At 70.3% G+C, this 8,535-nt stretch carries 9 protein-coding genes; 6 read left to right on the top strand and 3 right to left on the bottom strand.

What is annotated here, in order from left to right; translation table 11 throughout:
• Positions 1-275: 275 nt before the first annotated feature.
• Positions 276-1,241 (top strand): polysaccharide lyase family 1 protein, encoded by a 966-nt coding sequence (locus ACFT41_RS31660; protein ID WP_377590546.1) that lies wholly within the window; start codon positions 276-278, stop codon positions 1,239-1,241.
• Between the two features lie 50 nt (positions 1,242-1,291).
• Here the strand turns inward: ACFT41_RS31660 and miaB are convergent, their stop codons facing one another.
• The gene (miaB, locus tag ACFT41_RS31655; RefSeq protein WP_377614096.1) at positions 1,292-2,818 is read right to left on the bottom strand and encodes a tRNA (N6-isopentenyl adenosine(37)-C2)-methylthiotransferase MiaB; all 1,527 of its coding nucleotides are present in this window, start codon (positions 2,816-2,818) and stop codon (positions 1,292-1,294) included.
• Between the two features lie 52 nt (positions 2,819-2,870).
• On the opposite strand from miaB, the gene ACFT41_RS31650 reads away from it, so the two are divergent.
• Positions 2,871-3,107 (top strand): DUF2277 family protein, encoded by a 237-nt coding sequence (locus tag ACFT41_RS31650; protein WP_043962479.1) that lies wholly within the window; start codon positions 2,871-2,873, stop codon positions 3,105-3,107.
• 69 nt (positions 3,108-3,176) lie between these two features.
• Here ACFT41_RS31650 and ACFT41_RS31645 read toward each other — a convergent pair whose 3' ends face one another.
• Positions 3,177-3,656 (bottom strand): hypothetical protein, encoded by a 480-nt coding sequence (locus ACFT41_RS31645; protein WP_377590086.1) that lies wholly within the window; start codon positions 3,654-3,656, stop codon positions 3,177-3,179.
• A gap of 260 nt (positions 3,657-3,916) precedes the next feature.
• On the bottom strand, positions 3,917-4,906 hold the full coding sequence (selD, locus tag ACFT41_RS31640; protein WP_377590087.1) for a selenide, water dikinase SelD: 990 nt from the start codon (positions 4,904-4,906) through the stop codon (positions 3,917-3,919).
• Between the two features lie 194 nt (positions 4,907-5,100).
• Between selD and ACFT41_RS31635 the strand changes: the two genes are divergently transcribed.
• From ACFT41_RS31635 to ACFT41_RS31620, 4 genes are read left to right on the top strand one after another with little or no spacing between them, the layout of a single operon-like run.
• Positions 5,101-5,856, top strand: a complete 756-nt coding sequence (locus ACFT41_RS31635; RefSeq protein WP_377590094.1) for an amino acid ABC transporter ATP-binding protein — start codon at positions 5,101-5,103, stop codon at positions 5,854-5,856.
• Positions 5,857-5,914: 58 nt separating this feature from the next.
• On the top strand, positions 5,915-6,790 hold the full coding sequence (locus ACFT41_RS31630) for a glutamate ABC transporter substrate-binding protein (RefSeq protein WP_377590089.1): 876 nt from the start codon (positions 5,915-5,917) through the stop codon (positions 6,788-6,790).
• 39 nt (positions 6,791-6,829) lie between these two features.
• The gene (locus tag ACFT41_RS31625) at positions 6,830-7,537 is read left to right on the top strand and encodes an amino acid ABC transporter permease (protein ID WP_377590090.1); all 708 of its coding nucleotides are present in this window, start codon (positions 6,830-6,832) and stop codon (positions 7,535-7,537) included.
• Positions 7,534-8,496, top strand: coding sequence for an amino acid ABC transporter permease (locus ACFT41_RS31620; protein ID WP_377590092.1), 963 nt, complete (start codon positions 7,534-7,536; stop codon positions 8,494-8,496). Before ACFT41_RS31625 ends, ACFT41_RS31620 begins: the two co-directional genes overlap by 4 nt.
• Positions 8,497-8,535: the final 39 nt, after the last annotated feature.

The following is an 8,535-nucleotide window of genomic DNA, read 5'->3' as shown; positions in this document are numbered from 1 at the left end:
CAGGGCCGGCACCACCAGGTGCCGGCCGCCGATCTTTGCGCAGGTCGGGACAGCGATGGCACAGGGTTTACATTGATGCATATCTGTGTTTATATCGGGAAAGCGCTTGCCTGCGTCATCGGCGGCGCCAGCACGGGAGCCGCTTCTCACCCCAGGGCAGTCCACACCTGCGGGAACACGGGCCACCGTCCCCGGCCGACCCGACGCCCAGCCGGGCACCGGCGTCAGCGATCGGCCGACCGGTCCGCGCACCCGCGACCACCGAAGGGAAGCACATGCGCATCACGGCACGACGTCGCACCACGCTGCTCGCCGCAGCCGCCACCGCCTCCGTCCTCGTCGCCGGGGCCCTCACCACCGCCACCGCGCCCGCCTCGGCCGCGCCGAACTACATGGTCGGCTGGGCCACCCAGAACGGCGGCACCACCGGCGGGGGCAGCGCCCCGACGACCACGGTCACCAGCGCCTCCGCGCTGACCACCGCCCTCGGCTCCAGCAGCGCGGCGGTGATCCGGGTCTCCGGCACCATCTCCTGCTCGGGCATGCTCCGGGTCCGGTCCAACAAGACCATCCTCGGCAACTCGGGCGCGACCATCTCCGGCTGCGGCCTCAACATCAACGGCGACCGCAACGTGATCATCCGGAACATCACGTTCAAGAGCTGGAACGACGACGCGATCAACGTCCAGGAGTCGGCCACCAACGTCTGGATCGACCACAACACCTTCACCAGCGGCTACGACGGCGCGGTCGACATCAAGCGCGCCTCCGACTTCATCACCGTGTCGTGGAACCGGGTCTACGGCCACGACAAGTCGATGCTGCTCGGGCACAGCGACAGCAACGCCAGCCAGGACACCGGCCACCTGCGGGTGACCTACCACCACAACTACTTCGACGGCAGCAACCAGCGGCACCCCCGGGTCCGCTTCGGCAACCCGGTGCACGTGTTCAACAACTACTACCGGGCCAACGGCGGTTACGGCGTGGCCTCCACCATGAGCGCCGGCGTCCTCGTCGAGGGCAACTACTTCGAGAACGTCGCCGACCCGTTCCACCTCGGTGAGGGCAGCTCCGGGCCGGGCACCCTGGTCGCCCGGAACAACCACTTCGTCAACTCCGGCGGCGGCCAGGCCGGCGGCAGCGTGAAGAGCATCCCGTACTCGTACCCGCTCGACGCCGCGAGCAGCGTCAAGTCGATCGTGACGGGCGGCGCGGGCGCCGGCAAGATCTCGGTCTGACCCCGCCTTGAGCTGGTCGGGGCCCGCCGGTGCGGCGGGCCCCGATCGCGTCAGTGGGCGGCGCAGCCGGTCGTCGACGCGGGCGCCGCGGCCGGCGCGCCGATCGTGGGCAGACCGAGCAACACCCCGGGGGTACGCGGGGCGCGGCCGGCCTCGGCGGCGTCGCCGGCCCGGGTGCGCCGGTGCGACAGCGGCTCCCCGTCGGCGTTGAGGTGGTGCGGGGCGGCGTACGTGATGGTGGTGTGCACGATGTCCCCCGGGCGGATCGCCCCAGCGAGCGAACCGGCCTCGACGTGCTGGCCGTTCGCGCCCGTCGCGAAGTGCACGAGGCGGCCGTCGCGGGCCCGGCCCGACATCCGACCGGTGCGCTCGTCCTTGCGGCCCTCGCCGACGGCGACCAGCACCTCGACGGTCTGACCCACCAGCTTCCGGTTCTCCGCCCAGGTGATCTCCTCCACGCAGGCGATCAGCCGCTCGTAACGCTCCTGCACCACCTGCTTGGGCAGCTGGTCGGGCATGGTGGCGGCCGGCGTGCCGGGGCGCTTGGAGTATTGGAACGTGAACGCCGAGGAGAACCGGGCCTCGCGCACCACGTCCAGGGTCCGCTGGAAGTCGGCCTCGGTCTCGCCGGGGAAGCCGACGATGATGTCGGTGGTGATCGCCGCGTCGGGCATCGCCGCCCGCACCCGCTCGATGATCCCCAGGTATTTCTCCGACCGGTACGACCGGCGCATCGCCCGCAGCACGTCGTCGGAGCCGGACTGCAACGGCATGTGCAGCGAGTGGCAGACGTTCGGGGTCTCGGCCATCGCGGCGATCACGTCGTCGGTGAAGTCCTTCGGATGCGGGCTGGTGAACCGGACCCGCTCCAGCCCGTCGATCTCGCCGCAGGCCCGCAGCAGCTTGCCGAACGCGTACCGGTCGCCGAACTCGACGCCGTAGGAGTTGACGTTCTGCCCGAGCAGGGTCACCTCCAGCACGCCCGAGTCGACCAGGGCGCGGACCTCGGCGAGGACGTCGCCGGGGCGGCGGTCCTTCTCCCGGCCGCGCAGGGCGGGCACGATGCAGAACGTGCAGGTGTTGTTGCAGCCCACCGAGATCGACACCCAACCGGCGTACGTCGACTCGCGCCGCGTCGGCAGCGTCGAGGGGAAGACGTCGAGCGACTCCAGGATCTCCACCTCGGCGGCGGCGTTGTGCCGGGCCCGCTCCAGCAGCGCCGGCAGGGAGCCGATGTTGTGCGTGCCGAACACCACGTCCACCCAGGGCGCCTTGCGGACGATGTCGCCGCGGTCCTTCTGGGCGAGGCAGCCGCCGACGGCGATCTGCATCCCGGGATGCCTGTCCTTCACGGGGCGCAGGTGACCCAGGTTGCCGTAGAGCCGGTTGTCGGCGTTCTCCCGGACGGCGCAGGTGTTGAACACCACCACGTCGGGGTTGTCGTCGGCCCCGGCGGCACGCACGTAACCGGCCTGTTCCAGCAGGCCGGAGATGCGCTCGGAGTCGTGCACGTTCATCTGGCAGCCGTACGTGCGCACCTGATAAGTGCGCGGGCTGCCCGCGGCTGCGGTAGTCATGACCCGCACAGCGTATCCGCACGAGCCGACAGAACCCGAACGAGGAGGAGCCGTGTGCCGCAGCATCAAGACCCTGCGTGAGCCGTACGTGCCGGAGGTGAGCCGGGCCGACATCGAGGCGGCGGCGTTGCAGTACGTCCGGAAGATCTCCGGGTTCCGCGCGCCGGCCGCGCACAACGCGGCGGCGTTCGACGCGGCGGTGGCCGCCGTCGCCGAGGCCACCGCGACCCTGCTGGACCAGCTCGTGGTGCGCGGCGGCGCCCCGCAGCGCCCGGCCACCGAGGGCTGAGCCGGTCGGCCGCCGGGGCCGAGCCGGGCTTCGGGCTTCGCCGCCGGAGCCCCGGGCCGGCACCGGCGGTCAGGCTGCGGCGAGGGCCGGGAAGACCGAGTCCGGAGCCCACCTCGACCGGTGGCAGCGCGACCAGCCCCGGCAGCCGGGGTGGGCCACGCTGCACAGCCGCTGGCTGCTCAGCACCTCGCCGTCGTCGGTCTCCCGCACGTCGAAGTGCACCGGACGGATCGTGCCGTCCGGCGCGACCAGCAGGTGCCGGCCGGCGTCGAGGGTGTCGTCACGCAACACGCAGTTGCGGCCGAGCAGCCGGGCCAGCGCAGCGACGCAGGGCAGCTCGGCCAGGCTCTCGGGCACCCCGTAGCAGTCCACCATGGTGCCGAACACCCCCGGCGCCGCCCAGACGTCGCAGATCACCGCGTACGTCGGCAGCCGGGCCGGGTCGGCCACCGCGAGCGGCATCACCACCCGCCCCAGGGCCTCGGCCAGCGCCGGGTACACCTCCACCGGGGGTGCCCCGTCGATTCTCCAGTTCCACAGCTCGGTCACGCCGCCTCCTCGCTGCGTTCGTCCCACCGGCCTCCGGATCGGGCCTTACTGACGATGGTGGGGGGCATTTGACCGCAGCCGGGGGCAAGTTACCGGTCTGTGACCATTCCGGGCAAAATTTCCTGGGCCGCCGTCGCGCACAGTGGCGGAAAGACGACAGTTTATCGGCTATGGTGCGCCGCCTGGATCTCCGCAGGTCGGCGGGGCGAGCCGGGGCCGTGCGGTAGGCGAGCCGGGGTCGTGCGGTGGGCGAGCCGGGGTCAGCGCACGACCAGCAGGTGCTCGCCGCGCGGCAGCAGCTCCCCGATCACCGTGGCCCCCGGCAGCTCACCGGCGACCAGCAGCCCACCCGAGGTCTGCGCGTCGGCCAGCAGCAGCCGCTCCGCCTCGCCGGCCGCCCCGAAGTCGGTCCACGGCGTCACCCAGTCCAGGTTCCGGCGGGTGCCGCCGCTGACGTACCCGTCGCGGACGGCCTCCCGCGCGCCCGGCAGGTAGGGCACCCGGGTCGCGTCGATCGCCACCGTGAGCCGGCTGGCGCGGGCCAGCTTCGAGGCGTGTCCGAGCAGCCCGAACCCGGTCACGTCGGTGCCGCAGCGGATCCCGGCGGCGACCGCCGCACGGGCGGCGTCCCGGTTCAGCGCCGCCATCGAGGCGACCGCCTCGGCGAACCGCTCGCCGGTGGCCTTGTGCCGGGTGTTGAGCACCCCGACGCCGAGCGGTTTGGTCAGCGACAGCGGCAGCCCGGCCCGACCGGCGTCGAGGGTGATCAGCTCCTCCGGCCGGACCACGCCGGTGACCGCCAGCCCGTACTTCGGGCCGTCGTCGTCGACGCTGTGCCCGCCCGCCAGGTGGCAGCCGGCCTCCCGGGCCACGTCCTGTCCGCCGCGCAGCACCTCCCGGGCCAGCTCCAGCGGCAGCCGCTCGCGGGGCCAGCAGAGCAGGTTGAGCGCGACGAGCGGGGTGCCGCCCATGGCGTACACATCGGAGAGCGCGTTCGCGGCGGCGATGCGCCCCCAGTCGTACGCGTCGTCGACGACCGGGGTGAAGAAGTCGGCGGTGGACACCAGGCCGGTGTGTGCGTCGAGGCGGACCACTGCGGCGTCGTCGCCGTGGTCGAGGCCGACCAGCAGCTCCACCGCACCGCTGGACGGGCCCAGCCCGGCGACCATCGCCTCCAGTTCCCCGGGCGGGATCTTGCACGCGCAGCCCCCGCCGCGGGCGTAGGCGGTCAGGCGCACCGGCTCGGTCATCCCCCCATGATCTCCGCGATCGGGCCCCGCCGCCAGCCGGTCGAGCCGGCCCGAGACGGATACCGGACTCCCGGTGCGGATCGTTACCGGTGTTACCGCACCGTGACCAGATGAGTGGCGATCCGCTACGTCGGCCCGCCTACAGTGGCCGGACCGGGGGTCATCCGACTCAGGCGTACGTGACGACAGGGACGGTGGACGACGTGACGACGGGCGAACCGCTCATCGTGCTGGACGGGGTCAACAAGCACTTCGGGCCGCTGCACGTGCTGCAGGACGTTTCGCTCTCGGTCGGCCGGGGCGAGGTCGTCGTCGTGATCGGACCGTCGGGCTCGGGCAAGTCGACGCTGTGCCGGGCGATCAACCGGCTGGAGCCGATCAGCTCCGGCACCATCACCTTCGACGGCACCCCGCTGCCCGCCGAGGGCAGGGCGCTGGCCAGGCTGCGCAGCGAGGTCGGCATGGTGTTCCAGTCGTTCAACCTCTTCGCGCACAAGACGATCCTGGAGAACGTCACGCTCGGCCCGATCAAGGTCCGCAGGGAGAAGCCGGCCGCCGCGCGCGAGCGCGGACTGTCCCTGCTGGACCGGGTGGGCATCGCCAACCAGGCAGACAAGTTCCCCGCCCAGCTCTCCGGCGGTCAGCAGCAGCGGGCGGCGATCGCCCGCGCGCTGGCCATGCAGCCCAAGGCGATGCTCTTCGACGAGCCGACCAGCGCGCTGGACCCGGAGATGGTCGGCGAGGTGCTGGAGGTGATGACCTCCCTGGCCCGCGACGGCATGACCATGGTGGTGGTCACCCACGAGATGGGCTTCGCCCGGCACGCGGCCAACCGCGTCATCTTCATGGCCGACGGTCAACTCGTCGAGGACGCTCCGCCGGCTGAGTTCTTCGCCAACCCGCGCAGCGAGCGCGCCAAGGACTTCCTGTCGAAGATCCTGACGCACTAGGCGTCCGTCCGTGGAGCGCGTCGTCCCCCGGCGGGCTCCGTCGAAGAAGGAGAAAAGTATGCGTATGAAGCGCGTGGCGGCGGTCGCCGCGGTGGCCACTCTGGCTCTCGGCCTGACGGCTTGCGGTGGCGACGGCGAGGAGGGCGCCGGCGCCGGCAGCAAGTCCTTCGCCGCTGGCAGCACGATGGAAAAGCTCAACAAGGCCCAGAAGATCAAGGTCGGCACCAAGTTCGACCAGCCGGGCTTCGGTCAGAAGGGGCTGTCGGGCAAGCCGGAGGGTTTCGACGTCGAGATCGCCAAGATCATCGTCAAGGAGCTCGGCATCCCCGAAGACAAGATCGAGTACGTCGAGACGCCGTCGAAGGTGCGTGAGGACGTCATCGCGAACGGCACCGTCGACCTGGTCGCCGCCACCTACACCATCAAGGACGAGCGCAAGGAGCGCGTCTCCTTCGCCGGGCCGTACTACGAGGCCGGCCAGAACATCATGGTGAAGAAGGACGACACCACCATCACCGGTCCGGACTCCTTCAAGGACGGCACCAAGAAGGTCTGCTCGGTGACCGGCTCGACCCCGGCTGAGGAGATCAAGAAGTACGTCAAGGACGTCGCCACCCAGGTGGTGCTCTTCGACACGTACGACAAGTGCCGCGACGCGCTCAAGGGCGGCCAGGTCAACGCCGTCACCACGGACAATGTGATCCTGCTCGGCTTCATCGCCAAGGACGAGGGATCGTTCAAGCTGGCCGGCGACAACTTCACCAAGGAGCCGTACGGCATCGGGGTGAAGAAGGAGGACACGGACTTCCGTAACTTCATCAACGACACGCTGGAGAAGGCGTTCTCCGACGGCAGCTGGAAGAAGGCCTGGGACGACACCGCCGGCAAGTTCGGTGCGACGCTGGGCACCCCGCCCACCATCAACCGCTACTGACCGACCGGCGATCTGGAGGGTGGGGAGGAACACCGACCCGTGAACGTACTCATCGACAAGTTCGACGTCTTTGCGGGTGGCTTCTGGCTCACCCTCCAGATCTGCCTGCTCGCTGCGGTCGGCGCTCTCGTCCTGGGCGCCGCCGTGGCGGTGCTCCGCATCTCACCGGTGCCGCCGCTGCGCGCGCTCGGCACCGGCTACGTGAACGTCTTCCGGAACATGCCGCTGACCGTGGTCATGTTCTTCGCCGCCTTCGGCCTACCGGCCCTCGGTTCCAACGCCGACTTCCTGCGCGTCCCCGTGCTGGACACGCTCTTCAGCCGACTCGGCACCGACCTGCCATACTTCCGCTTCGCCCTGATCGCCCTGGTGCTCTACACGGCAGCCTTCGTCTGCGAGGCGCTGCGCTCAGGGGTGAACGCGGTTCCCGCCGGCCAGGCCGAAGCCGCCCGGTCGCTCGGCCTCACCTTCGGTCAGAACCTGCGGTACGTGGTGCTGCCACAGTCCTGGAAAGCATCGGTCGTGCCGCTCGGCTCGGTGATCATCGCAATGATCAAGAACTCCGCGCTGGTCGGCTTCTTCGGCGTGGTCGGCGACCTCGCCCAGACCGCCGACCAGCTCACCTCGGCCGAGGGCCACGCCTTCATCCCCGTCGCCATCGGCATCTCGATCGGCTACCTGATCATGACCGTGCCGCTCGGCGCCCTGCTCGACCGGCTGGAGAAGCGACAGGCGGTGGCCCGATGAGTCAGCAGACCAGCGTCCTGTACGACGTCCCCGGCCCTCGCCAGCGACGGATCACCCTGATCGGCAGCATCGTCGCCACGGTGCTGCTGGCCGTCGGGGCATACTTCCTGATCTACCGTCCGCTGGACGACAAGGGTCAGTTCTCGCTGGAGCTGTGGGGGCCGCTGATCGACCCCTCCAACGAGAACTTCTCCCAAGTGTGGGACCGGATCGGCTTCGGCCTGACGAACACCCTGACCGCCGCCGCACTGGCCATCGTCGCCTCACTGGCGGTCGGCACCCTACTCGCGGTGCTACGGATCCAGCTCAAGAGCCTGATCCGCCGGCGCTTCACCGGGATGGCCACTCCGCTCGCATACCTGCTGCGGGGTTTGAGCGTCGCGCTCTCGGCGGTCACCCGCGTCTGCGTCGAGGTGTTCCGGGGCCTGCCGGTGGTGCTCACCATCTTCTTCGTGGCCCGCGGCTTCCCCGAGTTCGGCATCTCCTTCGACTCGCTGTGGTACCTCGTCATCGGCCTGACCGTCTACAACTCCGTGGTCATCGCCGAGATCCTCCGCTCCGGCATGGAAGGGCTGCCCGGCGGCCAGGGCGAGGCCGCCGCCGCGATCGGCCTCTCCCCGGGGCAGACCACCCGGATGATCCTGCTCCCCCAGGCATTCCGGATCATGCTGCCGGCGCTGATCAGCCAGCTCGTCGTGGTGCTCAAGGACACCTCGCTCGGCTTCATCATCAGCTACGAGGAGACGCTCAACATCGGCAAGCAGATCATCGGGGTGCTGGACAACCCGATCCAGGTCTACGTGGTGATCGCCGCCATCTTCATCGCGGTCAACTACTCGCTGTCGAAGCTGGCCCAGTACGTCCAGCGTCGACTCTCCCGGGTACGCAAGTCGTCCGGCACTCCCGCCCAGCAGCCGCCGGCGGCGCTGGCCCTACCGGCCGAGAGCGCCGCCGCCTGACCCGCCCCCGCTGAGCGGAAGGGCCGACCCGGATTCGGG

Source organism: Micromonospora sp. NPDC057141 (genome assembly GCF_042670805.1).
Classification (GTDB): Bacteria; Actinomycetota; Actinomycetes; order Mycobacteriales; family Micromonosporaceae; genus Micromonospora.
Note: the sequence above shows the minus strand (reverse complement) of the source record. Positions and strands in the feature narration are given on the sequence as shown.